This window comes from Ruminococcus sp. (assembly GCF_017549005.1).
GTDB lineage: Bacteria > Bacillota > Clostridia > Oscillospirales > Ruminococcaceae > Ruminococcus.
Genome location: NZ_JAFYYT010000035.1, coordinates 24,345 through 50,137, shown reverse-complemented (window position 1 = coordinate 50,137; position 25,793 = coordinate 24,345). Strand labels below are relative to the sequence as shown.

15 protein-coding genes are annotated in these 25,793 nt (G+C 44.6%); 8 read left to right on the top strand and 7 right to left on the bottom strand.

Annotation, left to right across the window (positions count from 1 at the left end; all coding sequences use genetic code 11):
- Nucleotides 1-44 precede the first annotated feature (44 nt).
- Complete coding sequence (locus tag IKW96_RS08385; protein ID WP_296573105.1) at nucleotides 45-1,943, top strand: hypothetical protein; 1,899 nt, start codon at nucleotides 45-47, stop codon at nucleotides 1,941-1,943.
- A gap of 50 nt (nucleotides 1,944-1,993) precedes the next feature.
- Here the strand turns inward: IKW96_RS08385 and IKW96_RS08380 are convergent, their stop codons facing one another.
- Nucleotides 1,994-2,194 (bottom strand): DUF1858 domain-containing protein, encoded by a 201-nt coding sequence (locus IKW96_RS08380; RefSeq protein ID WP_109725356.1) that lies wholly within the window; start codon nucleotides 2,192-2,194, stop codon nucleotides 1,994-1,996.
- Between the two features lie 127 nt (nucleotides 2,195-2,321).
- Here IKW96_RS08380 and IKW96_RS08375 point away from each other — a divergent pair, with 127 nt between their 5' ends.
- On the top strand, nucleotides 2,322-2,873 hold the full coding sequence (locus IKW96_RS08375) for a TetR/AcrR family transcriptional regulator (protein WP_296573102.1): 552 nt from the start codon (nucleotides 2,322-2,324) through the stop codon (nucleotides 2,871-2,873).
- 72 nt (nucleotides 2,874-2,945) lie between these two features.
- On the opposite strand, the gene IKW96_RS08370 is transcribed toward IKW96_RS08375, so the two are convergent.
- The 4 genes from IKW96_RS08370 to IKW96_RS08355 all read right to left on the bottom strand — a co-directional run bounded on the left by IKW96_RS08370 (nucleotide 2,946) and on the right by IKW96_RS08355 (nucleotide 9,489).
- The gene (locus tag IKW96_RS08370) at nucleotides 2,946-3,674 is read right to left on the bottom strand and encodes an ABC transporter ATP-binding protein (RefSeq protein ID WP_296573100.1); all 729 of its coding nucleotides are present in this window, start codon (nucleotides 3,672-3,674) and stop codon (nucleotides 2,946-2,948) included.
- A gap of 13 nt (nucleotides 3,675-3,687) precedes the next feature.
- A complete protein-coding gene (locus IKW96_RS08365; RefSeq protein ID WP_296573097.1) occupies nucleotides 3,688-6,141 on the bottom strand; it encodes an ABC transporter permease in 2,454 nt (817 codons plus the stop codon).
- 3 nt (nucleotides 6,142-6,144) lie between these two features.
- A complete protein-coding gene (locus IKW96_RS08360; protein WP_296573094.1) occupies nucleotides 6,145-8,190 on the bottom strand; it encodes a M13 family metallopeptidase in 2,046 nt (681 codons plus the stop codon).
- A 186-nt stretch (nucleotides 8,191-8,376) separates the two neighbouring features.
- A complete protein-coding gene (locus IKW96_RS08355) occupies nucleotides 8,377-9,489 on the bottom strand; it encodes an SLC13 family permease (protein WP_296573091.1) in 1,113 nt (370 codons plus the stop codon).
- Nucleotides 9,490-9,639: 150 nt separating this feature from the next.
- Here IKW96_RS08355 and IKW96_RS08350 point away from each other — a divergent pair, with 150 nt between their 5' ends.
- The gene (locus IKW96_RS08350; RefSeq protein ID WP_296573088.1) at nucleotides 9,640-10,227 is read left to right on the top strand and encodes a nitroreductase family protein; all 588 of its coding nucleotides are present in this window, start codon (nucleotides 9,640-9,642) and stop codon (nucleotides 10,225-10,227) included.
- Between the two features lie 45 nt (nucleotides 10,228-10,272).
- On the opposite strand, the gene IKW96_RS08345 is transcribed toward IKW96_RS08350, so the two are convergent.
- Entirely contained in the window at nucleotides 10,273-13,140 is a 2,868-nt protein-coding gene (locus IKW96_RS08345; protein WP_296573085.1) for a carbohydrate-binding protein, read from the bottom strand.
- A gap of 251 nt (nucleotides 13,141-13,391) precedes the next feature.
- On the opposite strand from IKW96_RS08345, the gene IKW96_RS08340 reads away from it, so the two are divergent.
- A complete protein-coding gene (locus tag IKW96_RS08340) occupies nucleotides 13,392-14,789 on the top strand; it encodes an MATE family efflux transporter (protein WP_296573082.1) in 1,398 nt (465 codons plus the stop codon).
- Nucleotides 14,790-14,865: 76 nt separating this feature from the next.
- Here IKW96_RS08340 and IKW96_RS08335 read toward each other — a convergent pair whose 3' ends face one another.
- A complete protein-coding gene (locus IKW96_RS08335; RefSeq protein WP_296573079.1) occupies nucleotides 14,866-18,126 on the bottom strand; it encodes a family 43 glycosylhydrolase in 3,261 nt (1,086 codons plus the stop codon).
- 723 nt (nucleotides 18,127-18,849) lie between these two features.
- Here IKW96_RS08335 and IKW96_RS08330 point away from each other — a divergent pair.
- The 4 genes from IKW96_RS08330 (at nucleotide 18,850) to cas8c (ending at nucleotide 25,786) form a co-directional block, all read left to right on the top strand.
- Nucleotides 18,850-20,460 carry a hypothetical protein gene (locus IKW96_RS08330; protein WP_296573076.1) on the top strand — a complete coding sequence of 537 codons (1,611 nt, stop codon included), beginning with the start codon at nucleotides 18,850-18,852 and terminating at the stop codon, nucleotides 20,458-20,460.
- Between the two features lie 630 nt (nucleotides 20,461-21,090).
- Nucleotides 21,091-23,268: a CRISPR-associated helicase Cas3' gene (gene cas3 / locus IKW96_RS08325; protein ID WP_296573073.1), complete on the top strand. Its 2,178-nt coding sequence runs from the start codon at nucleotides 21,091-21,093 to the stop codon at nucleotides 23,266-23,268.
- Nucleotides 23,269-23,285: 17 nt separating this feature from the next.
- The gene (gene cas5c, locus IKW96_RS08320; RefSeq protein WP_296573071.1) at nucleotides 23,286-24,005 is read left to right on the top strand and encodes a type I-C CRISPR-associated protein Cas5c; all 720 of its coding nucleotides are present in this window, start codon (nucleotides 23,286-23,288) and stop codon (nucleotides 24,003-24,005) included.
- Complete coding sequence (gene cas8c, locus IKW96_RS08315) at nucleotides 23,999-25,786, top strand: type I-C CRISPR-associated protein Cas8c/Csd1 (protein ID WP_296573068.1); 1,788 nt, start codon at nucleotides 23,999-24,001, stop codon at nucleotides 25,784-25,786. Before cas5c ends, cas8c begins: the two co-directional genes overlap by 7 nt.
- The last annotated feature ends 7 nt before the right edge of the window (nucleotides 25,787-25,793 follow it).

Sequence of the window (25,793 nt, the reverse complement as noted above, 5' to 3'; positions counted from 1 at the left end):
AAGAGCGCAGCTTACTGCGCTCTGTACATTACAGGAGATAAATCATGGATAATGAAAACAACATAAATGAATACAGCAAAGCTCCGCCCGAAGCCGCTAATGCAGAAGAAGTCATCAGCCTGACGGAGGAAACTGCTGAAACTGCCGAGGAGATAGTCGATCTTACGGAGGTCGCTGCCGAAAACGAAAACGGAGCAGCTGAAAGCGCAGCTCCCGAAGAAGAAAAAAGCACGGAAAGCATCTCCGCGGACAAAAAGGTTGAAAAATCCGGGAAATCAAAGAAAAAACGCTTCGATATACTCAGCAGGATCGTGATTTGGCTGGTAACGGAAGCTTTATTCCTGAGCGTGTTCATCATAACGGGTTACTACGTTACTACCGCTTCAAAAGCGGAATTTCACGCTGACTGCACAGACACTATCATGTGGGCAAACGCTACTGTGGAAAGCGGTCATCTCTACGATCAGGACTTCAAATATGCCTGCTTTCTCCCTTTCGGCACAAGCACTATCATGACTCCGCTGATACATTTTTTCGGACTCAGCATAAAAACTCACATAATCGGCATGACGTGCTTCTTTGTGCTGCTCACGCTGTTCCTGGTGCTGATGATGAGAGAGGTCACAGGCAGTCTGCCTGCCGCTCTTACGGGAACTTCCCTGTTCCTTGCACTGACCCTCTCAACTGAGAAAATGCGCGAGATATTCTGGGGACATACCATTTATTACTCCCTGGGAATATTCTTCCTGGCTGTCGGTACGTTCATGTACTTCCGCATAATGGCTCTTGACAGCAATGTGAAGTCTCTGAAGAAAAAAGGCGAAAGCACAAAGTCCAAGAAGATATGGAAGTTCATCGTTTTCTCTCTGCTCTGCGCTTTCATGCTGCTGACAGGTATGGACGGAGTAACGGGGCTCACGCTTTTCACTATCCCGCTGACAGGTGCGATATTTGCAGAACAGTTCCTCAACAGCAGGCAGAAGCTTTTCGGCACAAAAAGCCTGACTGTTCTGTTCAGAGTGGTCATGTTCCTGGTAATGGCTGTTGTGGGCGTTATCATCAACAATCAGTGCGTCGGAAAGCTCGTGGCAGGCTATCAGGACGCAAATACCGAATTTTCGGACATGAATACCTGGATAGACCATCTTCACTCTCTGCCGCTGGGCTGGATGAAGCTGCTCGGCGTTGATAATCTCCCCGATGTGATGTTCACGGACGAAAAGGGCATTTACAACCTCATCTACATCATGTCCTCCATTGTCTTGGCTGTCGTTCCAATTATCGCGACCTGCTGCTACAAAAAGTACGGCAATGACCGCAGAGGAAGAATGCTAAGGATATGGATATGGATACACTGGGCTGTTTCGGCTGTCGTACTCACGGGCTTCATCTTCGGTATCCTCGCAGCTGCTGAGTGGCGCATAATCCCTATGCTCGGTACTGCAATAATAGTCAGCATACTATTCGTATGCCGTGCTGTTTCGGAAGTTTCTGATATGTCAAGGATATCAGTACTGCTCATGATACCTGTTATAGCCGCTGGAATCCTCAGCTGTGCAAATGTCACTGAGATCAAAAAGGACGCCTACAAGAATAATCTTCAGTATCGGCTTGCTGACTTCCTCGAATCAGAGGGCGTGACAAAGGGCTATTCCACATTCTGGAACGCTAACTCTATCACAGTCATCACAGGCGAGAAAATTAAGGTCCGAGATATCTATGTTGATGAGAACGGCGCAAGACGGCGCGCTTATCAGTCATCCAAAAAGTGGTACAACGACGATCCGCTGCAGAAGGAGTACTTCCTGCTTTTAGGCAGCGATGAGCTGAACAAGCTGTCATCTTCGACCTTCTTCCTGGATCACGAGCCTGTTCGTCAGGCTGAGACCGTTGTAAACGAAATAACATATACTCTCTTTGTTTTCGATCATAATATCGTATAAAAAAGAAGCCATGAGGAAGCGGCTGCTCCTTCATGGCTTTTTCGTATTCTTTATTCAGCAAGCTTCTGATTGATAGCGTTTACAAGCTCGTCAGCGTTTACGCCGTGTACCATTGCTGCCTCTTCGATCGTCTCGCCCTGAGATGCAGGACATCCGAGACAGTGCATTCCGATGCTGAAAAGTATCGGTGATACGTCCTTGTCAAGCTGGAGAAGCTCTCCTATCTTTGTTTCCTTTGTTACCTGTGCCATATTTTTTCCTCCATTTTATGCTTTATGGAACTTGACAAATGTCAGCTCCGCTGATATAATATTATCATAGTCATTTACGTTTGTCAATGTTCTTATCTAAACTTTTACAAAGCGAGGTATTTTGTCCATGTACCAAGGCAGCAACAAATCTGCGCTCCTGTCTCAGAAGCTCATCTCCGACGCTTTACTCAGGCTTCTTGAAAATACTCCATTCAGCGACATAAGCATAAGCGACCTCTGCCGCGAAGCTCAGGTCTCGAGACAGACTTTCTACTCCCTTTTCGGGACGAAGGAAAACGTTATCATGTACGAACTCAGCCATAACTGCTGCTTTCTGCCCGAAAAGAACCCCGCTTCATGCCGTTCCGCAGTCTTCCGCGGCTTCTGCGAGGGCTACAGCAGATATATCGTCGATAAGAAGCATATTATATCCCTCCTTGTGAAAAACGATATGATACACTTCCTTTACGATGTGCAGTACCGCTCGCTCATGGAATGCAAGTACTTTATCAGTGATGTTTCCGACGAGAGCCGCGTTTTTATCGTGGACTTCATCGCCAGCGGTATGAACAGTATCGCCAAGAACTATATCCTCACCGATCAGAAAGCTGATGTGAAATTCCTCGAAAAGCTAATGTTCAGCCTCTTCGGCGGACTTTATTTCAAGAATTACAACTGATATCCAGTAAATATCAATGCCCGGAAGTTCTATGTGTGATACGCATAGAACTTCCGGGCATTTTTCAGCTGTTTATTCAGCTGTTTCAGTTGTATTTTCAGCTTCGGGCTGCTCAGCTGCCTCGGCAGCTGAATCTGTGCGGCCGTTTACGAGCTCTACTATCCTGTCTCCGTAGGAAGCGCACTTGTGCGAGTGTGTTACCTGAAGAATAGTTATTCCCTTATGCTTGTTGATGTCCGAAAAGAGCTTCATTATCTCTCCACCTGCATTGGAGTCAAGGTTACCTGTGGGCTCGTCTGCAAGGATTATCTCAGGGTCGCCGATAACCGCTCTTGCTATGGCAACTCTCTGCTGCTGACCGCCCGAAAGCTCGGAGGGCTTTGCCTTGCGCTTTTCGGTAAGTCCTGTTATGCGGAGTATCTCGTCGAGCTTTTCCTTCATTTCTGCCTTGCTCTTACCCTTTACGCTCGAAGGAAGAAGTATATTGTCCTCAACGTTGAGGTTCTGCACAAGATTGTAGAACTGGAAGATAAAACCTATCTTGTCAAGTCTCAGCTTGGAAAGGTCCTTTTCCTTCATCTTTCCGATGTCCTGTCCGCATACGTTTATGTTGCCGTTAAAGTATCTGTCAAGTCCGCCTATGAGGTAGAGAAGCGTTGATTTACCGCTTCCCGAAGCACCCATGAGAGATACGAACTCGCCCTTTTCAACATTCAGTGAAGCACCCGAAAGCACCTTTGTCATGCCCTCGCCCTTACCGAAAGCCTTGTATACATTGCTTACTTCTATTACATTAGCCATTGTTCTTTCTCCTTTATTCATATTTCAGCTGCGATACGAGGTCCATCTTCTTGACTGCACGTATCGGGAACAGCGATACCAGTGTGAATATCGCATAGAGGAATATCGCATATATCACGCACTTGCCTACAGGCACTATGTTAGGTCCTGCCTGTCCGATAGCCATGAGCATACGCCTGAATACTACGGACATGAATACTCCCACAGGTACTGCGAACAACAGCGCTGCGCCTGCTGATATGAGATTCTCAATAAGGAACATTTTGGAAAGCTTGCTTCTCGGCATTGCAACAGACGTCATTACCGCGCATTCGCGCTTTCTGCCCTCGAGTCCTATGAGCTGGTTGCTCACTACTCCTATGAATGTGAGAGCTACGCCGATAAGTATAAGAAGGTTGAGGACGCCCTTTATGCCTGCCTTTGATATCGCCATTGTCATATCATATTCCTGTCTTGTATAAACAATGCTCACATAATCTGCGGAGTGATCCTGTATCGTCTTCTTTACAGCCTTTGCGTCGTTTCCCTTTACAAGCATGAACAGCGGGAAATCATTGTATATCTCCTTGTAGGTCTTTTCGCTTATTACTAAAGAGCTTCCCTGACCGTTGAAGTAGTCAAAATCTACTGTTCCGCCGATCTTAAGAGTCCTTTCCATGGGAAGATATCCGTCGTACAGGAAGGTAATGTTGATCTCGTCGCCCATGCTGTAGCCGTACTTCTTCATGAGTATGGTGTCAACAAGTATCTCGTCATCGGCTGCTCCGTCCTTTGAGAGATCAACCGTCTTTATCATCTCGTCTACCTTTGACAGACCGAAGATGTTGGCGTCAAGCTTGTGGTCGTCAAGCTTTATCTTGTCAGTGGTCATATAGTGGAATACTGTTCTCTCAACTCCGTCAAGGTCATCAACGTATGAAATTATCTCAGGCTTGCAACCATTTATCTGCACGATAACGTCACTGTCGAAGAGACCGTGGTCGTAAACGGAAACAAGCGAATTTGTGAATATGTAAAGTACTATCGCAAGGGCTGCCGCTGTAAGGCAAAGCACCGAGCTTCCTACAGAGCTCTTCTTGGAGCCTGCCTCTATAGAAGCAAGATGTGCGATAGGCTTGCCTGTTTTCGCAAATATCCCTGTGAGGAGCTTTGCGATGAAGCGCTCAACATAGTTGAACAGCATTGCTGCCGCTGCGATAAAGCTTACAAAGCATACCATGCTGAGTACAAAGCTGTCCTTGAAGAAGAATGTCACCACGGATACTGCGAGAAGTATAAGTCCGATCATTGTGAATATCCTGCTCGGACGGTATTCCGTATCCTTTGTGTTGAAAATGATGTCGCGGATAGGCGTTTTTATAGCCTTTACCGTTTCCTTTATAGGGCAGAGGCACTCGATGAGTATCGCAACTAAAATAACGCCTATGTATACATACGGCTTCGGCGACGGGATAACAGGCTTGATAGCGTCAGGTCCGCCGAATACGAATACTGTATCGAACATCGGCTTCTTTACGAGTACGTAGACGCCTACACCGATAAGTGCGCCGATAAGTCCGTAAATGCTGTTTTCAAGAAGAAGCGCAAATGTGGTCATCTTCGACGATACGCCGAGACTTCTGAACGTTCCGACTACCGACATCTTGTCAACTATCATACGCTCGGAAACGGAGATAGTAACGAAGATAACAAGGAGCATACATACTGCAAAGAGTATGAGGAAGAGCCTTGTTATGCTCTTTATCTGGTCCTGAAGCTCCTTGCTCTCAAGCAGGTTTTCCACCTTTGCTGTGGGGTACTTGTTCTTTATTGCCTTTTCAGCTTCGCCTATACGGCTGTCGTCCTTAACGTCCACCAAAAGCTGGGTTATTTCGATATCGCCGCTGAGGGTGAGCTCCTTCATATCATCAAAACTGATAACTATGAGCTCGCCGTTTGTGAAGATGCCCTGTTTCTTTTCAAGACCTGCAACTGTGAAGTCAACAGCCTTGTCACGGTCGCCGTGAAGGGTTATGGTGTCCCCTTCCTTGAACTCAAATTCCTTTGCAAAACTATCGGAAATATATGCTTTTTTATTGCCGAGCTCAACTCCGTCGCGGAGAAGCCTCATATTCTTTGCCGCTTCCTCTTCAAAGCCGAATACGGGAAGAGTCGAACGGTTGACATAGGAAATGTCAAAGTCGATATGTCTGTCGAATGACGACTGCATTACAGCTATGGGGAGCACGTTGCTGTCGGGAAGTCCTTCTGCGAAATCATCGCCTACAGGTGACTTTGTGCTCACATTGAGGTCTGTTGTTCCCATCATGGAGGAGTAAAGACCTCTTATTATCGTGTTCAGAGAGCCGCTCATATCAAAGCTGAGCATGGCTGTGAAGCTGCATACCGCCACACAAATGATAAGGAGAAATGTCTTGAATTTGTGTGCGAGCATATTCTTAAATGTGTGTTTTAATATCAGTCTCATGGCTTACCACCTGCTTACCCTTTCCTCAGGGGGGAAGTACATCCCGTCACCCTCTTTGACGTCATAGACCTCAATGAATTTCTCGTTTGAGGCAAGCACAGCATTTACGCGGACGCTTCCTGGACTGTGTTCATCATAGTTCAGTGCCAATATACCGTCCGTATCCACCATAAGCGAGCACCATATCTGTGCGTAGTTCTCGAAAAGCACCTTGAGCTGCTCCTTATCGTCGATGATATTGGTTACGCACTCCAGAGCGCCGAGGTCGGCATAGTTCTCGCCGTTGGTCTTTTCACCCTTTACGTGGTAAACTTCCATAACTGTGAATTTGCTGTAATAATCAGCAAGCTTGTCTGCGCGCTCCTCCAGCACCTTTCTGTCTGTCTCGTTTATCCAGTCGGGGTCGAGTATTCCCTCGGGATTGAACTTGATACAGTTGGAGTCGAAGGCGTGACCTATCTCATGTGCCATTACCGTGCCAAGTCTGCCGAGGTTCTCAGCGTCGGAAGCCTTGGGGTCGAACATCGGCTTCTGCATGATGGCCACAGTTACGTTTATGGAGTTGCAGGGCAGATACTGGGCGTTTACAGTCATTGCGGACATATCAACGTCGTCGCGGTCCACCTTGCGTCTGAGAGTTTCTATTGATTTTTCGTTTGCTCTTATGTTTATCTTCTTACAGCTTTCAACAAAGTTGCTGCCGATGATATCGGTGTCCTTCTTAGTCTTTTCACTCGGTTTGGGAGCTGTTATAAGATGGATATTGTGGAGCTTCTTTAAAAGTGCGTCCCTTGTGCCCGATGTGAGCCAGTCCGCTTTCCTGATGAGCTCGTCGTAGCTTCCGATTATCTTATCGAACATCTTGTTCATGGCCTTGTCCAGCTCGGGAGTGTAGAAACGCTCCGCATACTCCTCGCTGAGCTGATCCTGAAGGAACATCTGTACGATACCTATTGCAATTTTGTCCTTTGCTTCCTTGCTGATCGGATTGTAATCGCCGAGGATATCGTTGCTTTCGCGTATGAGATCGCCGTTATTATAGAGATACAGCGCGAATACATAGGTCTTCCACTTTTCGAGGTTCTCCTCGGTGATAAGGTCGTTTATAGCCCTGAGCTGCTCCTTGTCGTAGATGTAGATACCGTCTGTAGCGTTTTCAACTCCGTCGCCGACGAAGAGCTCTATTGCAGAAGTATCAAGGTTGCTTACGATGCTGTCAAATTCCTCAAAGCTTGTCTTTTCGGTCTCCAGCAGGAGCTTGAACTGGTCAATATCGTCGGTATTTGTGGCGTTTGCGATATTGATGCCGAGGTATACCATCTGCTTTGCCTTTTCATTGGCAGTTTCGTAATCGTCCCCCATTACCCTGAGCATATCCCTTGCAATGATGTTGGCGGATTCGCAGTTTGATGACAGCTCCTTTATGTCTTTAAGTTCTGTATCAAAGAACGTATTCACCGGAGAGATACTGATACAATGCTTTGAACCGTCGCGGTAGTCTCTGCCTATCTGGAACTGGAATACGGAGTCCAGTCCGTATTCACGGTGCAGCTCGCCCCATATCTTGAAAAGCTCGTCTGTATCCTCAGCTGCAAGTATCCTCCTGCAGTTGCCCATTATTTCGTCATCGACGGCACTGGTCTCCTGATAATCCATGTACTGGTTGAAAAAGTCGCGGATTATCTTCCTGTTGCTTCCGTCGGCATACTTTTCATCGGAATTGACTATCTCCTTGATAAAATCCTCCAGGACATCATTTGATTCCTTCTCGCCGAAGCCCGATACTCCGCTTTCTCCATAGGGTATCTCAAGCTCATTGAGCGTATCGAAGTTCACATAATCATAGAAATTGTCCTGCGGTCTCAGATCTTCCTTGGTCTTTTTCTTGTCCGACTTTTCGTCGTCGGCAGACTCATCCTTTTTGTCCTCGCTCTCTTCAAGCCCGGAAACTCTGCTCTTGCCGCTGTTTTCGGAAACCGAACAGCCGGCTGCGTTAAGCGTCAGCATTCCTGCAAGAAGAAGCGAGACAAGTCTCAAATGTTTCTGCATATTCACCCTCCAATAATTATTGCAGCATATAATAATTTAATGATGCAGTTTTTATTATACACCTGCGGAATATAATTGTCAATTATTTCACGCCAAAAGTGTATATACACATTATACACACTATCAACATTTTTGTCAAGCCCTGAAATAAAAAAAAGGCAGCGTTTTTCAAACGCTGCCTTTTCGTCATATTTTCATTATTATAAGCTGAAATCCGAGAAGCAATACAAGAAGCGAAACATTCACAGCTGTGAATACGACCATATATTTTCCCGATTTCGCGCCCTTTGAACCTCTGTATATCTGAAATGCGATAAGACTCGCCATAGAAGCTATTATCGTTCCGAAGCCGCCGATATCAACTCCGAGAAGGAGCGCCGTTCCCTTTTCAGTAAATTCCGCAAGCATTACCGCTGCAGGTACATTGCTTATCAGCTGTGAGAGCAGAGCAGCTACTATCAGCTCCTTACCGGTCAGGATATTGGAGAAGAAATCGCTTACTGCGCCGATACGTGCGATATTTCCCACAAAGACGAAAAAGCACACGAATGTGGCAAGAAGTATGTAGTCCACTTTAAGAAGCAGCTTCACGTCGCATATGGCCGCCGCAGCAATTGCAGCTATCAGGCAGACCCAGTCGGGAACAAGTCTGAATACCGCCGCTATGCACAGCAGAAAAAGTACCGTATATACCGACGCCTTGAATATGGGTATCCTTTCTTCCTTTGGCTCGGGAACTTTGCACTTCTCCTTCGGCAGAAGCAGTGTAAGCCCCAGTACAGCCGCAAGTCCGAGTGTTCCAACTGGCAGCATGGTTTTCAGGAATGTCATCGCCGTAAGTCCGTATTTATCGTAAAGGAAGAGATTCTGCGGATTTCCCACGGGAGTCATCATGCTTCCCAGGTTTGCCGCCGCCGATTCAAGCACTACGGTAAGTATCAGGCTCTTTTCGTCATTGATACTGCCATATATCAGCAGCGTCAGCGGAACGAATGTTATCAGTGCAACGTCGTTCGTGACCAGCATTGCGCTGAAAAAACAAATGAGTATCATCACTGCTCCGAGCCTGCGTACTGTTCCTGCCTTTTGCAGTATCAGCCGCGTTGCTTTGTCAAATATGCCTATGCTCCGCAGACCTGCTACAGCCGCCATGAGCGCGAAAAGCTCGATGAGCACCGTTCTGTTGCAGTAGCCTGCGTACTCCCTGTCAGGCGGTACGATGAACATCGTTATTACCGCAAGGATAAATGATATCACCATTACAGGCTGCGCTTTTATAAACTTCCGGATCTTCTCCATAAAACCGTCCTTCCAATTTTTCATGCCTAATGATTATACCACTTTTTTCGCCCAACGTCAACAAAAAAACTCCTGTTTTCCAAGTATTGACACAGAAAATGAATTAATGTATAATGATAAATATAAAATCAAACTATCAGGGAGAAGACAATGGACTGCATTAAAGAAAGAAGAAGCATCAGAAAATACATCTCAAAACCTGTTGACAAAAAGCTTATCAATGAAATACTCAGCGCTGCTGTGCTCGCTCCGTCAGCTAAGAACAGACAGCCCTGGAAATTCATCGTTTACAGTGCCGGCTCCAAAGACGAGCTTCTGAACGCAATGGAAAAGGGTCTGATAAAAACAAAGGCAGAGCTCTCAAATATGCCGAACTCGGAATATTTGCTGTCAGACGCTTTCAATACGCTGAGGATAATGAGAGAAGCTCCGACAGTAATAATGGTTTTGAACACAAACGGCTCCTCTCCTTTCGCGGATATCGACACTTTTGCCCGTATCACCGAAATATGCGACAGCTTATCCATAGGAGCGGCTATCGAAAATATGCTCCTCAAAGCAACAGAGCTCGGACTCGGTACCTTATGGATAGCAAACACCTGTTATGCGTATAATGAGCTTGCAGACTTCATCGGAACCACCGATCTGCTTATCGGCGCAGTCGCTCTCGGCTATGCAGATGAAGCTCCTGCACCGAGGCCACGGAAAAGCCTTGATGAAACTGCCGAATACAGATGAAAACAGTCCGAAAGCAGTCGTTCTGACCGCTTTCGGACTGGATTTTTATGATAAAACTGAGTCAAAGGACTTTATCTCGCCCATGATGAACTTCTTGAGGAGCGTGAGATCCTCGCCGTCGATACTCTCGTCGCCGTTTATATCGGCTGCCGCAAAGCGCTCGGCGTCGCCTTCCAGAGCTGCCTTCCGCATTTGTGCAAGGTCGTAGATATCAACAGCTCCGTCGCCGTTGAGGTCGCCGGGGATAACCGCTGCAGCTGGTGTGTTTGGCTTCCACCAGTTAACGTTGAAGAGATAGCCCTCTTCGCCTGTGAATACAAGATAAACATCATGTCTGCCCGAAGTCTCACTGATAGCGCAGGTCTGAGTCGACCACTTCTGCCAGTCGCCTGTGCCCTTGACGTCGATACTGCCTATGAGCTTTCCGTCGGGAGCGTCAAGACGTACCTCCAGTGCTGCCTGCGCACCGTTTGAAGCAAGCCGGAAGTCGATATCCTTTGCGCCTGTAAGGTCAACGTCGCTGAAGCCGATGTAATCGCCGTTTTCGATGAAGGCTACGTCAAGTCCGCCCTCAGAGCAGGTCTCGGTCTCGACGCCTGACTTGAAAGCGCAGTCCTCAGCCTGTATAACGTCGTCTGCCTCTGCGCTGCCTGTACCGCTGAGACGGAGAAGATGTGAGGACTTGCTAAGCACCTTGCCGCTTGCGTCGAGGACGTATATCCTGTATTCTCCCTCCTTTGAAGGAGTCTTTATTGACCCCTTGCTTCCGCCCGACCTTGTCATGTCATCCCCTGCTTTGAACGTGGTCGTTCCGTCAGGAGCTATCCATACTGTGCCGTCGGTCCTTCTTACAGGAAGCTTGCTGCCGCAGGTTGTCTCGCAGCTTGCAGGAAATACATAGTCCGCTGCGGATTTGAGCCATGAAGGCATAAGTCCGCGGTAATCGTCGGATATTCCCGAATTGAGACATATCTTATACTGCCGGAATGGCCACACGTTGTCAGGAACTACGATAGGAGTGTCGATATCGCTGTACGGCGGATTCTTGCCCATTTTATTGACTGTAGCATAGGTGCGCTTGATGGTGAGGTGGTGCTTGTCGCCGTATTCCTCACAGTTTATGGTATAAGTAACATTCGGGCTTATTTCGAGGACGTTGTCGTTTTCCTCAATGTAAGTCGTTCCCTCATCGTTATGGAGTCCGTATGTTGGAGCTCCGAAGCCGCCTGCGGGAATACCCTGAACATAGTTCTCATTGATGACAGTGCCGGGCATCTGACCGATGGTATAGATTCCGCCGCTGTCGTGGAGACGGTTCAGAGAGTTGATAACTCTGTTATAGCATATCTGATTGTCACGGCAGGTGGTGCTGTCCTTGAAATTGCTCCAGCCCCAGCCGAGATGTATTCCGTTATAAGCAGTCTTTTCAATGGTATTGCTCAGTATCTTTACGGAGTCAACAAAATATGCGGTTATAGCCGCACAGCCGCCGAAGCCGTGTACTACGCTGATATCGTAAAGGAGATTCTGTGTGATGAGGTCGTTTTTGCACACTCCCTCAACGCCTTTCGGGAACTTCTCACGGTTCCTGCCGTCACCGTCGCCGATGTAGATATGCTGAGGGTGACCTACTGTGATACCGCTTGATGTGATATCGGTAACGAAGTTTCCGCTGACCTCTGAATTTATAACGTCGTTTGTCATGGAGATACCGTCAGCGCCCGTATGCTTGACAACATTGCCTGTGAGCCTGATGTTGTCACTGCTGGTTATATGTACAGCCGCAGGGAGAGTATCTACCATTTCGTAATTCTTGCTGTGCCAGTTTGAATCGGCAAAAGCCGTGTAGCACTGCGCTGCCTGACAGGTGGTCTTGCCGTGAGAACCTGCAACGTCAGTCAGCTGATAGTCGGTATTCGCAAAGGTTATGCCGCTGAAAGCGATATTCTCAACTCTGTCGCTCGTGGACTTTCCTGCTATCTTGATGAGACAGTCCGCAACAGGAGCTTCAACGTCTGCTGAAGTCATATCCTCGCCGTTCCTCGGGTAGTAATACAGTACCTTATCGGTCTTGTCGAAGAAGAACTCGCCTTCGCTGTCAACAAATGAAAAGGCATTGTAAATTGTGTGAGTTCCGCCGGTCGTAAAGCCTGCGCCCCAGCCGGGAGTCTGAGCTATGGCGCCGTAGGGCTGCTGCATGAGAAGTATCATACTTCCGCCGTCGTACTTTATATCACGGGAGCAGACTATATTTTCATTCCATGTCGTACCGTTAACGACCTCAAGGTCGTCGAAATTCGAGGTGATACGCGGCATTGAGCCTGCGTCGTAAACGATTCCGTCGCTCTTTTTTCCCGAGTCCCATGCCCAGTCAGCCTGTCCCGCCGTGATGTAATAATCGCCGTAGCCGCCTTTTGCCTGCACCTGCACGCTGCCCATGTTTGCACGTCGGTCGTTGACATAAAGGTTGCGGAGCTTTATATCCCTGTCCAGTGGGGCAGACCAGAGCTTGTCATTGAACTTCTTCCAGCCGGTGACCTTCTGAGCGCCGTTGATAACAGGCGTCTCGCCATTGTAAGCCTCATACCTTACGGTATGACCGCCATTGCCCGAGTCCCTTGTGTCGAACTCCACAGGCTTCGTGATACGGTAGTCGCCGCCGCGGAGATAAACGATGATATCGCCTGTCATGCTGCCGTTTATCTTTCTAACCTCGTCGCGTGCCTTTTCAATGGTCGCAAACGGTGAGCCCACGGTGCCGTCACCGCTGTCGCTGCCGTCGGGAGACACATAGAAAACTGCCTGTACGCCGTCCTCGGCGTTGGCGCTTCCTATGAGCGTTCCCATGTTCAGTGCAGAGATCGCCGTCACCATACTTATGGCGAGGGCTGTCCCTCTTTTTCGGATACTCATAAGTAATTCCTCCTTCTACACCCGTCCCCTGTTTTCTGTTGGGACATGGCATATTAAATTTTAATTCCCCTGCTATGTTATCACTTCAATTGTATAGGATAACCATATTTTTCTTCTATATGTTGATTATATCACATCAAACTGTGCTATAATACAAATATTATGTACTTTTTGGTAAAATGCCCACTTCCGTGTCTTGATTTTTTCCCGAACCTGTGTTATAATAAGCACTATTCAACGGGAGGATACTTATGTTAAAGGATTTCAGGAAAAAATTCATCGGAGACAAAGGCTTTTACAAAATGGTAATGTCAATGGTCGTGCCGATGATACTGCAAATGGCAGTTACAAACCTCGTCAGTCTTATCGACAATATCATGGTGGGCCGACTTGGTACAGAGCCGATGAGCGGCGTTTCTATCATAAATCAGTTCGTTTTCGTCTTCAATGTCACAATTTTCGGAGCTGTTGCAGGTCCGAGCATTTTCGGAGCGCAGTTCTTCGGTAAGGGCGACCATGAGGGACAGAAATACACATTCAGGTTCAGGCTCCTCGTCTGTGCACTGATAATCGTTATAGCCTCCGTCATCTGTCTGATGTTCGGTTCTCCGCTCATATCGCTTTTCATAAGCAAGGAGAGCGAAGCCGCTCAGGCGGCCGCTATACTTGAAAGCGGAACTGACTACCTCAGGATAATGATACTCGGCTTCATACCCTTCGGCATAGGACAGGCTTATTCCAGCGCTGCCCGTGAGTGCGGAAACACCAAAGCTCCTATGGCTGCGGCTATGTCGGCTGTGGGTATCAACGTACTCCTTGACTACTGCCTGATATTCGGAAAGCTCGGTATGCCCGAAATGGGCGTCAGAGGCGCTGCATGGGCTACTGTCATCGCAAAGACCTTTGAGGCTCTTGTGGTCATCGTATGGACTCATTCCCATACCGGCAGGAACAGGTACATTATCGGACTATTCCGCGGCTTCCGCATTCCTGCGCGGCTCATGGCGGACATCACCAGAAAAGGTATCCCCATGCTGGTCAACGAGTTTTTGTGGTCGCTGGGTATGTCCGTAGTTATGCAGTGCTATTCCGTAAGGAGCACCGAGGTTGTGGCTGCGAGAAACATTTCCAGTACCATTACAAACCTTTTCGGCTCAGTATATATCCAGATGGGAGCCTGCATAGCAATAATCGTTGGTGCAAGGCTCGGAGCAAACAAGCTCGGGGAAGCCCGTGACCTGGACAACAAGCTGCTTTTCTTCGCAGTTATTGCAGCTGCTGCGGTAGGGCTCGCAACACTGCCTCTGGCGCCGTTTTTCCCGAAAATATACAACACCGAGGACACTGTCCGCAGTCTCGCCGCTTACATGATAGTCATACAGGCTCTTGCAATGCCACTGTGGAGCTACACCAACGCCTGCTATTTCACCCTGAGGAGCGGCGGAAAAACAGGTATAACCTTCCTGTTCGACTTCGGCTTCACCTGGTTCCTGATGATACCGCTTGCCGCGGTTCTCTCCTACTGCACAGACCTTGACATACGCATAGTATTTGCGATAGTCACCTTCTCCGAAGTGGTAAAGGTCGCCATAGGATATTTCATGGTCCGCAGCAATGTGTGGGTAAAAAACATCGTAAACGATATATAAACGCAGAACACCGCAACTTTTTTACGAAAGCTGCGGTGTTTCTCTTAAAAGGAAGTCAATCTCTTGAAGTCTAAAACTATGCCTTGAAAACCGCACGCACAAAGTTGTAAAGATGTGCATGAATGGAGTTGTCGCCGTGATATCCGCCGTTTACGTAGTGCCATACGTGAGGGACTCCGTTTTTCGTGAAGCTCTCATGATATCCGTTCGGCGTTGAGTATACAACCTCGTCGTTGCTTCCTGCTGTGAGGAATACGAGATGCGGCTCTTCTCCATTCTTCCACTTGAAGTCGCCTGTAACGCCGGGGGCAGGACAGATAGCTCCGATATAGCTGAACAGGTCGGGGCGCTGCATACCTATGAGGAGCGATTCGCGTCCGCCCATTGAGAAGCCTGTTATCGCAGTATTCTCTCTGCCCGTCCTGACACTGTATGTCTTTTCGATATAAGGCATAAGATCCTTTGTGAGGTCATTTATAAAATTGTCATACGCTGCATTGTTTGCGTCGTCCATTGCTGAACAGTCAGCCTGCGTTGCACTGGAGTAGATGTAAGGGAACACAACTATCATATCCTCTGCTTCGCCCTCAGCAATAGCATTGCCTATTATCTGACGGGTATACATAGTGCCGTTGCCCTTGATTATCATTCTGTCCTGGTTTTCCCAGTAGCCGTGCATTACATAAAGGACAGGATACTTTTTGCTCTCATCATAATTGGCGGGAAGAAGTATATTGTACGGCTTGTTGCGCTTGCAGGTAGTCGAGTAGTAAGTACCGCTCTTTATAGTGCCGTATTTCACTCCCGATTTTTCCTGATGTGAGGAATCAGGCTCTTTATTTGCCACCTTTGCTTCGATAAGCTTGGTGTACGCTTCCATAGTATAGGCAGCAGTCTTATTATTGCCCGAGTCGTTATCGTCTGTCTGAGAAGCCTCGGACTTTGTGAACTCACTGATCTTTCCCAGTACAAACTTCTGGATCTGTACAAGGTCGGCAGCCTCAAACTTGCCGTTCTTGTCAACATCGGCAGCCTTTTCGGCTCTGCTGTCCGCAAATTTCTGACTTACAACAGCCTTTCTCGCTGCTGCCACGTCAAAGCTGTCAACCCTCTCGTCGCCGTTGAGGTCGCCGAGTATGGTTTTCACAGGCTTTGGACCGCCTATTGTCGTACCTGAAACTCCGCCTATGGATTCGTCAACGTAGAAGCTGTAATCATCGGAATCAGTCTCCACGTACATCTGCATATTTGTTGCATTATCGGGTATCTTATAGCTTGAATTTGCAAGCTGTACCCACTCGCCCTTGGGTACATCGTCAACTATGGCTATCTTGTCGTACTTGACCTCGTCTGTGCCGTCCTCGTACTGGAGAGTGAGGTAGAATTTCTGCGACGCAGGTCCTTCAGTATACTTTACTACCGTACTGAAGCTGTACTCCTGTCCTGCCTTGAAAACTGCCGATGAAAGGTTCCTTGAAGCGCCGTTCCAGCTTGCTTCTCTGCCTGTGCAGGCAAGGGAGCCGCTGCCCTGATAAGCCTCGGTCTTGTCAGCCGCTACCTTTGCGGAACCTCTTCCCGTCCATGATTCCGTGCCGCTCTCAAAAGTATTATGGAAGTAATAGCCGTTCTCGTCGGGCTCTATTACAACGGGCGTACCGCTGAGTACCTTGCTGCCGTTGCAGCCGTTCCAGGTCTGACGGTCATACTCGAAGAAGTCGATGTCAGCGTAGCCGCCTGTGGTCTTTGTAGGATAGCTGTAGATACCGCTTCTGTAGCCTGTGAAGAGCTTGAGGTCATAGGACATAGAGAGCTCCTGGCCAAGCTTCGTCCAGTTCATACCATCGTATGAATAGTAGAAATTAGCCTTGTCGATGTTGTTTGAGGAGCTTCCGTCAGAGCCTACGTTTGCGAACTTGAAGTCTACCTTGAGGTATACCTCGTCGCCGTTCATATTCTGCTCCGCAATTATCTTGTTGGAGCTGTTTCCTATATCGTTTCCGCCGTTGACGGACATATATACCTTCTTTGAGCCGCTGTCGTCCACGCGGACGCCGATACAGCCGTACATGAGCTGGAACGCCGAAAGTCCTGCATAGTCGCCGGGCTTCATGTTTGAAGCGTCAAGCTTTATGTAGCTGCTGCAGGCAGGTCCCTCTGTACGCATGGTAAGGGTATTACGCGCATTCAGCAGATTTGAAGCCATGTTCTTGTTCTTGAGTCTGAGCCAGCCCTCGCGCTCCGTAACCGACCATGCGGTGTTATCGGGATTGTGGTTCCACTGCCACTCGAGAGCGAGGTCGTTGGAGCTGTAATCGAAGCTGTCATCGCCTGCAAGGTCAGTGCCCTTGCCCGAGCCGATGTCAAGAGTAAGTGGAGCTCGTCCGTTAACGCCCATCATCGGCCAGTCGTTCTGCCATGTTACGGGAACGAGTACGGGAATACGTCCGACAGAACCGTGGTCCTGGAAGAGGAGTCCGTACCACTTACCGTCGGGAGTATCAACTATACCGCCCTGTGCACAGCCGCTTCCGTAGGAGCCGAGTCCCGAATCGAGGAGCGTCTTGTTCTCCCAGCTGCCTGTGAGGCTCTTGGAACGATAGCAGAACTCAAGACGTCCGTGACCTGACGGCCATGCGATACCGAGTATATAATAGTATCCGTTTATCTTATGAATGTGCCAGCCCTCGCCTGCGAGGTTGTCGAAATTTGTCTTGAACAGCTGCTTTTCAAGGCCGCCCTGCTTCCAGCCCGTCATATCGGAATTGAACTCCTTGATGTTACAGGTACCGCCTGCGCCGTAAACCAGGTAGTTCCTGCCGTCATCATCGAAGAGGATAGAAGCGTCGTGGTACATACCATTCAGCTCAACGCGCGACCACTCGCCATGCTCGATATCGTCAGTAGAGCAGATGTAGGACTTGTTGGAGCCGTAGCTTCCGAAGAAAGCATAATACTTGTTGTTCTTCTCGTTATAGCGCAGGCTTGTTGCCCACTGTCCGTGAGAATAGTCATGCTTGCCGTTTTTAAGGTTCTGAACGTCACCGTTTGCATAGGTGTCAAAAACGTAGTTGCATATCTCCCACGAAACGAGATCGTTCGACTTCATAATGGGAGCTCCCGGACTGAAAAACATTGTGGTGCTTACCATATAATATGTGTCGCCTACTCTGATAACGTCGTCATCAGGTACATCCGCCCATATTATAGGGTTTGAAACCGTTGATGCTGCCGATGCCTCTGTCTGCGGAGCACCTAAAACTCCGGTAACAGACGGCATGACAACAGCTGCCGCAAGCAATAGTGCCGCAGCTGCCTTTGACTTTTTGCCAAATCTCATTTTAATACCTCCTGAATCCATTTTCGTATTGTTTGCCTAACATATCCCCTGTTAACACAAAATGAATTATCATGCTCAATCTATATCGTTTTGAGCGTTTTGACATATTGTTGCCTGTTTCAACACTATTCCTTGTTCATTTTACCATTTGTTCAGAATTTATTCAACTGTTATTATGAGGATTAGGTGGACAAAACGAATATGATATGTTATTTAAAACAAATTACATCATAATTTTTTCACAATAATCATTATTTTGACATTTTGGTGATAACTGCTATATCACAAAGAGCTCCCCATATGCATTTTGATACATATCGGGAGCTCCACTATGTATTCAACTGAAAAACAGTATTCCAAAATATGATATCAAAGATTTATGATATATTGCTATTATGATTGTTCTGCAATCTTCCGATTACACATATTTTTCTGAAGTTTTTTTCTTTTTGTTCATTGACTTTCTTTTTAAAATGTGATAATATATATAATGTATTTATATTATTTACTTTTCAAATACCATTTCAAAAACAATCTCATTTAACAATAATATAAAACAATAATCATATATGGTGAATGTTTTTACTTTGAGGCGGTGAATATCAGAAAAGTATCAAAAAAATCAATGCATAATATATAGAAAGAAATGCAGGATCAACGTTAAAAAAGCTCAAGAATTATATTCTTTTCAGCTTTAATAATATTTATAAAAGGAGTATTGGTATGAAAAAAAAGAAAATCATCAGTGCAGCAATGGCTCTGACTATTGTTGCCGCACAATCTATTGGGGGAGTTCCTGAAAACAGCCTGAAGGCAAATGCATTCGGCTACGGCGACAGCATTCTCAGCGATTGGTTACAGGACGTTGGAACAGGAACAAATCTGAACAGCTATCTGGAAAGCTCTTACCTGAAGAGCGTTATCGGAAAGATCAATGACCTTATACGTCGTATGATAAAGAACGAACCCCAGGAAAAGTTTGTTGACGGAGCTGATAACTGGTCGTTCAGCAATTCTTCCGAGAACTTCGGTGATACATACTTCATGGGCAGTGAGTATTGGAACAAGCTCATGGACGGTTTAAAAAATACAGAAAAGGAACGTATAATCAACAATGTAAAGTATGCTCCCTGGGCAGGTTCATGTTATGGAATGGCAACTACTTCCGTACTTGCAAGCCGCGGAGTTATGCAGCCTGACAAATGGCAGAGCGACGCTGCTTCACTGCATGATATTGCAGGTCCTCCTACAAACGATGTTAAGTCGCTCATCAATTACTATTTTGCACTTCAGTTTACAGACCATACTAATCAGAGAATGGCTCTTGCAGTAAGCGGACTTGAGCCCGTAAAGCTCCTTAAGCTCATTAAGTGCCTTGAGGACGGTTCTCCTACATTGTTATGCTTCTACGGATACTTCAACAGAATGTACCTTGCAGGTCACGCTGTTGTTGCATACGATGTTGAGTACGGAACTTATGTCAAGAACGGCAAGAAGTATAACGGAAAGATCCTTATATACGATAATAACAGCGTAGACTACGATGAGGACTTCTGCCTGTATTTCAGCACAACAGACGGTTCATGGACTATTCCTGTATATGAACTCAGCTCGGATTATGATGACTATTTAGGATTAGTAACAGATGATATTGATCTTATCAATTATCACGGATATATTGACGGTTCTGACGAGCCTACATTCAGCAGATATATCGCTACTCTTCAGTCAGCTCAGATAAAGGGCAACTACAAGCTGGTCAAGGAATCTGACAAGAATGTATACTGCGCTAATTCCACATCATCTGATGATGATATCAAGCTTGTTCCGTCACTGGCGGATTATGACTTTAAGAACAGCTCGATCATGTTTGCACTGAACGATTCTTCTTCAAGCTATGTACTTAATGTGCAGACTCCCGAGGAGCTCGATCTTTCAATGTCATATGAAAACAGCTTGCTCAAGGCAAATGCTTCTTCAGGATCAGAGGCAAAGTTCTCACCGGCGGATTCAGTTTCTGTAAGCGGTAAAAACACGGATTATGATCTCAAGATAGTTCTTAATGACGGAGAAAAGGTAACAGACTGGTATAGTTTTTCAGTTAAGGGCAGCGGCGTAGACGACGCAACTCTTACTAAGGAAGATAACGGTTATGTGCTTGAGGCTTCAAATTTAAATGATGTCAAAGCATTTGCATACAATGACGATGTAAGGACTGACGTAACATTCTCAACTGAGTATACTAAGGTATTCCTGTTTGAAAAGGACGAGAATACTATCGGAGTTGCAGTCGATACTGACAATAACGGCTCGTTTGAGACAGAAATAAAGTGAAACTATAATAAACAGTCAGCAGACAGACTGATAACCATTCCACATAAATAGTAAACTAAAACAGACATGATCGATAAAGATCATGTCTGTTTTCATTTTGAAAAATGTTCCTTGCTAAAATTCCAGACACAAGGTATAAACCTTATACCTTGCGGATAAACAAAAAATCCCGATATATCATAATATTTATGGTATATCGGGATAGATCAGATGCTGGAAGCGAGGGGAATTGAAGAGAGCCAAAGCACTTTTTGTAATTTGTGCTATTTCGAGTAATCGCCTGTATTGCGTTGTTTCAGAGCAATTCGTTTAATTTCATTTTTACTGATTTTTAGTGATTTTTTACCACAATAAGTAACAAATAAATAACAAAAATCTAAAGCAGCGTACCTTTCCGTGCTAATAATAATAAAAATTAGCGTCGAATTTGTTGTTCTTTTGCATGATGTCACTCTCAAACGTACCACTTTTAAGGCGGTATTATATGTGATTTTGTAAATTTGATATATTTACTTAAACTGGAGTTTGAAAGAAATAGAATATCTTAGTCTGTTTTTTATTGACATAACTTATCAAAAATGTTATAATGTTTTATGTAATATTGCAGATATATTGTTCAGGAGTGATAAAATGAAAAATGCTCATTCAATAGATAATCGAAATCAAACAATAAAAGAGCATCTTATAGGCGTAGCAGAAAAAGCAGCCTCAAATTCAGTTGAGCTTATGCGTGATTATGCATATAAAGCAGGTATTGCGCATGATCTCGGTAAGTATGCGGAAGATTTTCAGAAAAGACTTAAAGGAAGTACTATAAAATATGAACATTCTGCCTGCGGTGCTATAGAAATAGGAAAACTTGTAAAAAATGAAGTAGATGAACAAATGACATATTTGCTTCAATACTGTATTGCAGGACATCATACAGGATTGCCTGACGGTGGTACAGCTGCTGATAATGCGGACACGGACAGTACTCTTCATGCCAAACTTAAACGCATGGAAAAATATAAAGGTACAGCTGATTACAGTTCATACAAGGACGAAGTAAAGCTTGAACTGCCTGATTATTCAGAGCTTACAGCAATTCTTCACAAATCTAAAGACACGACTGAATTGATTGAGACATACGCTTTTTTCACTCGTTATCTTTTTTCTTGCCTTACTGACGCAGACTATATTGATACAGAGATTTTTTATTCGCCTGATATAGAAAGAGGGCTTAAATCTGATTTTGGAGAAATGCTTGAAATAATTGATAAGAAACTCAATTCTTTCACGTTAGATACTCAGTTGAAAAAAGCAAGGAAGTCATTACAGGATCAAGCTTTTGAAAATTGTCTGAATGATTCGCGAATAAATATTCTTGATATGCCAACTGGTAGTGGAAAAACTCTTTGTAGTATGAAAATAGCTCTGAAAAAGCTTGTTGAGCATAAAAAGAAACGTATAATTTATGTTATCCCATATACCAGCATTATCGAGCAGACAGCTGAGATATTTGAAAAAATGTTTGGTAAATATACAGATATAGTTCAGCATCATTCAAATTACTGCTATGATACAGAAAATGATTCTACGCTTGAAAAGCTTAAGCGTTCTACAGAAAACTGGGATGCTCCTGTTATTATAACTACAAGTGTCCAGTTTTTTCAGTCGTTGTATCATTATAAAGTTTCATCGCTTAGAAAACTGCACAATATTGCCGATTCTGTGATAGTATTCGATGAAGTGCATATGCTTCCAAAAGAGTATTTACAGCCATGTCTGAGAGCCATAGGATATATTACAAAATATCTGAACAGCGAATGTATTTTTCTTTCGGCAACAATGCCTGATTATACCGAGATGTTTAAACGTTACATTGGTGATAATTCTTTTAAAGAGCTGATTACTGATAAGAAAGACTTTAGTTTCTTTCAGAAATGTATATATTCTAATATCGGAATGACTGACATGGAAAGAATTGCTGAAAAAGCTATGAGGTATGGTTCAAGCTTGATTATTGTTAATAGCAGAAAAACAGCCAGAAATACCTATCAGTTATTATCAGGCAGGAAGTATCATCTATCAACATATATGACGCCTCAGCATCGTTCCGAAACAATAGAGCATATACGCGAAGATTTAATAAATCTGCGTGAACATCCGGATACTGCTCCTAAAATAACAGTTGTATCTACTTCGCTTGTTGAAGCTGGAGTTGATTTTGATTTTCAGGCGGTATTCCGACAGCTTGCAGGACTTGACAGCATTTTGCAGTCGGGTGGAAGATGCAACCGTGATGGTAACATGGATCACGGAGATGTTTTTATTTTTGAGACTGATGAGAAACCTCAAGATGATATGAAAGTTCGTTCCAGTATAGTAAAAGATATGCTTGACAAAAGGAATGATATCTCATCCGAAGAATGTATAAAAGAGTATTACAATAGACTTTTTAGTTTTTCTGATGATGTCATAGAAGAGAATACTATTGCTAAGAAATGTAGCGGATTTGACAGAATACCATTCAGGACATATGCAGAAAGCTTTGAGCTTATTAAGGACGAAACGATAAGTATTGTCATAAATAACTGTGATGAAACATCAGATCTTTTAGCTCAAATTAGATTTGGTGGTAAAGATGTCCGAAGGAAGCTACAGCGTTTTTCTGTGTCGCTTAAATTACATGGAGAGTTTGATAATGCGCTGAAATCAGGATTGATACATGACACAGGATATGGTGTATATGTACTTTCAAATAATGATTATTATAAAAATGAAACAGGACTTGATATCAATTATCAGCCGGATTACATTTATTAAAGAAAGGGGAGGTCAATTTGAGTTATGGTTTTAAAATAATGGTTGAGGGCGATTATGCGCTATTTACTCGTCCCGAAATGAAAGTGGAGCGTGTGAGTTATGATGTTCCGACGGTCTCAGCTATGGAAGGACTGATAAAATCAGTCTACTGGAAGCCTGCTATTCGTATTGTTGTGGACAGGATAATAGTTTTCAATCCTATAAAATTCATTAACGTAAGAAGGAATGAAATAAAAACCAAGATTCCTCAAAGATCGGTTTTATCACAGATGAATGGTAATGGTAGTCCTGAGATATATGCTTCTGAGGCAAGAAGTCAACGTGCAGGTATGCTGCTTAAAGACGTAAAGTATGGTGTTGAGTTCCATTTCGAGCTTACAGGACTAAGGTCTGATCATGAAGATGAAAGTGAAGAGAAGCACTATAATATTATGCTTCGACGACTGCGCAATGGTCAATGCTTCAGACAGCCGTGCCTTGGCTGCAGGGAGTTTTCCGTAAGCAGAATAGAACTTGTTGATGATTTTGATTTGTCGCAAGTAGATACTTCACTGAAAGGTGATATTGATCTCGGTTTTATGCTATACGGTGTAAAGTTTGCTGACTGTGGTAAACCTATAAACAATAATTGGGATGAACCCAAATTTTCCGACAAAGCAGATCCGATGTATTACCGTCCTCATATGATAGACGGAGTTATTGATGTTTCAAAATACAGGGAGGGGATAATATGCTGATAAAAGCACTGTGTGATTATGCTGATAAGCAATCATCAAATGATGATTCAAAGAAAATCCCCGATGGTTTTGCGGAACAAGAGATACATTACCGTATAATCATTTCCGAGGCTGGTGATTTAAAGGATATAATTCCGTTTAAAGAGAAAAAGACGATCAAGGATAAAAAAGGCAACGATAAAACTGTTGAGGTACCGAGAAAAGCAATCCTTCCTGTAAGGACTCAGAAACCAGGAATAGAATCAAATTACATTGAGCATCGCCCGTTGTATATTTTTGGTCTGAATTATGATAATGATTCTTTTACTCCTGATGACAAAACAAATAAAGCAAGAAAATCTCATGCTGCATTTGTTGAACATGAACTTGCGTTTTTGGAAGGAATTGAATCTCCAGCTTGTAGTGCATACAGAAAATTCGTCGAAAAATGGACTCCTGAAGGCGGCGTTGAGAATCCTTTGCTGAAAGAGCTGGGAAAGGGATATAAGGGGTCATATTTTGGCTTTTCAATTGAAAATGAGTCCAATTACCTTGAAAAGGATGAAGAATATATCAGTAAATACTTAAAAGGTTTTTCTGAAAAAAATGAAAGCAAAGATGACGAGGTACAATCAATATGTGGTATTTCAGGTGAAAAAGCAGTTCAGGCAAGACTTCATGATAAAATTATGAAGTTTCCTGGCGGACAGGCGTCAGGCTGTCAGCTCGTATGTATGAACGACACTGCATTTGAATCCTACGGCAAAACCCAGTCGTATAATAGCAATGTTTCTGAAAAGACAATGAAAAAATATACAGCTATTTTCAATAAGCTGCTGTCAGATAAAAAACACTATTGTCTTTTAGGAGATATGGTGATTATATGGTTCGCTGTAAAAAATGACGATACAGCAGAATGTGATATTTTCTCGTCATTTTTTGGTAACACTAAAGACAAAAAAGCAGAAGAAGATATTGCTTCATTAATGGCACAAGCAAGAAAAGGCTTTACTACTGATATTTCAATAGACAAAAGTGTCACGTTTTATATTGCAGGTTTGACTCCGAATTCATCAAGGATATGTCAGAAATTTATATATAAAGGTAATTTTGGAGATGTGCTTGGTAATCTTTTGAAGCATCAGCGTGATATTATGATAAATGAAAGCAACACACGTCCCGTGTATTTTGGCAGTATTACAAGAGAATTGATATCGCCTAAATCGACAAACGATAAAGTACCACCGCCTTTAATGTCGGCTATAATGCTTGCTGCACTCAATAGCACAAAATATCCCGATGCATTGTTGTCGACGGTTATAAGGCGTGTGAAAACGGACAGTGATGACGATAAAAATCATTTTATCAAGCTCAATGACACACGAGCAGGCATAATAAAAGCCTGTCTTAACAGAAAAAACAAAAAGGAGGAAATAATCATGGCATGGAATGAAGAAAACAACAATCCTGCTTATCTCTGCGGCGGACTTTTTGCGGTATTAGAAAAGATACAGCAGGATTCTTCGGGAGGAAATCTTAATCGCACTATCAAGGATTCATACTTTGCTTCAGCTTGTTCAAGACCTGCAAGTGTATTTCCCAAGCTTGCAAAGCTATCACAGAACCATTTGAGAAAGTTGAGCGATGGTGCTGAGGTATATTACAATAAAATGATAGGTAATATCATGAATAGTCTTGACGGCGAGTTTCCTGCGACACTTAATCTCGATGATCAGGGACGTTTTATCGTAGGTTATTATCAAATGAACAAGAAATTATATACTTCTAATGAAGGTAAATGAAAGGATG